The 1,626-nt window shown below is 71.5% G+C and carries 2 protein-coding genes; one reads left to right on the forward strand and one right to left on the reverse strand.

The window, feature by feature from the left end:
* The first annotated feature begins 180 nt into the window (after positions 1 to 180).
* On the forward strand, positions 181 to 873 hold the full coding sequence (locus tag MCM47_RS40390) for an ester cyclase (RefSeq protein ID WP_238950970.1): 693 nt from the start codon (positions 181 to 183) through the stop codon (positions 871 to 873).
* A gap of 164 nt (positions 874 to 1,037) precedes the next feature.
* On the opposite strand, the gene MCM47_RS40395 is transcribed toward MCM47_RS40390, so the two are convergent.
* The gene (locus tag MCM47_RS40395) at positions 1,038 to 1,436 is read right to left on the reverse strand and encodes a VOC family protein (protein ID WP_238950968.1); all 399 of its coding nucleotides are present in this window, start codon (positions 1,434 to 1,436) and stop codon (positions 1,038 to 1,040) included.
* Positions 1,437 to 1,626: the final 190 nt, after the last annotated feature.

Consider the following 1,626-nt stretch of genomic DNA (forward strand, 5'->3'; position numbering starts at 1 on the left):
CCCACTGTCCGTTCTCTCCGCCGTGCGGCGGTGTGGCGGTGCGGCGCCGCGGCGTCGGCTGGCGGGTCGCATCCAGGGGCGGGGCCTGATCCCCTGCGCCGAAGCGCGAGGCGACGCACCCGCAGGCACAGTGGAGTCGCCACGTCGGTAGGCGAGGCGTGTCAGAAGGAGAGGTTCACGATGACCTTTGTGCAGATCGTCGAGTGCCGCACGGAGCGGCCGGACGAGCTCAACCAGCTGATGGACACCTGGATCGAACAGACGCAGGGCAAGCGAACCGCGACCCACACGATGGTCGGTGCCGACCGGGAGGACGCCCGGCACGTCGTGGAGATCGTCGAGTTCCCCTCGTACGAGGCGGCGATGCGCAACTCCGCCCTGCCGGAAACCGACCGGATCTTCCGCGAGATGGTGGCCCTGTGCCAGGAGCCGCCCACTTTCACCAACCTGGATCTGGTCCGGGACGAGCAGTTCCTCAAGGACGCGGCCCGCAGACTGCTGCTGGAACCCGCGGGCGGGGACATGTCCGTCATCGACGATCTGGTCGCACCGGACTACCGGGACCACGACCCGTCCGTGGACGGCGACACGGTGGGCCCTGCAGCCGTCAAGGAGATGATCGAGGGCTACCGCCGCGCGTTCGATTTCACCTTCGATATCCGGAGCCAGATCGCCGAGGGCGATCAGGTGTGCACCCGCTGGATCTGGCGCGCTACGCACATCGGCGAGTACATGGGCGTCCCGGCCAGCCACAAGATCATCGAGTCCTCCGGCATGACGATCTGGCGGTTCGAGGAGGGCAAGGCCAAGGAAGGCTGGTGGAGCTGGGACGCGGTGGCCATGATGCGGCAGATGGGCATGATGCCCGGCTGACCGCTGGTACGACAGGCAGGGCCGGTCGCTCCCGTGTGCGGCCGGTCCTCGTAATCCCGGGAGGACCCGAGAAGGCGCGGCAGCCCCGATCCGCGCGTATTCGTATTCGGACCGGACGGACGGGCAGACGGCTGGGCGGCCCCGCCTCCGGACGGCGTCGGTGCTCAGCGCTGCCCGGACGGGCTGCCGATCCGCAGCAGGTTGCCGCTGCGGTCGACCAGCGCGAACTCCCGCATCCGGTGGCCGGTGTCGGTGGGTGGCATCAGCCGGCTGCCGGTGGCCCGGTCGGTGGGCACGCCGAGCCGCGCCCAGTCCCCGTGCAGCGCGTCCGCGTCCCGGACCTGCAGGTAGCAGCTGCCGGCCGTGGTCGACGGGTCCACCCCGGGGTCGTACCGGAAGTGCAGTTCGACCGTGCCCCGGACGACGATCAGATAGCCCTCCTCCCCGTCCCAGCGCCCGCGCGGCTCGAAGCCCAGACGGGCGTAGAACTCCGAGGTCTCGTCCAGGTCCCGGCTCGGCAGGACCGGTACCGCGTACTCGACGCGCTTCCCGTACTCGTCCACGGCGCCACCGTAGGGCATCCCCCTGACAACGGGCCCGCGCCGGGCGCGCGCGTCCGGGGCGTGGCCTGCGGCCGCAGGTGTGACGGCGGGCCGCGCGGCGGGTGGGCGGCGTCCGGGCCGGGGGCGCTCGGGCGGTGCAGAGGGGCATCACCCTACGGGGCGCCGGGGTGACGCGTCGGCTGCACGTCGC

Origin of the sequence: Kitasatospora sp. A2-31 (assembly GCF_022288725.1) — a bacterium.
Classification (GTDB): Bacteria; Actinomycetota; Actinomycetes; order Streptomycetales; family Streptomycetaceae; genus Kitasatospora.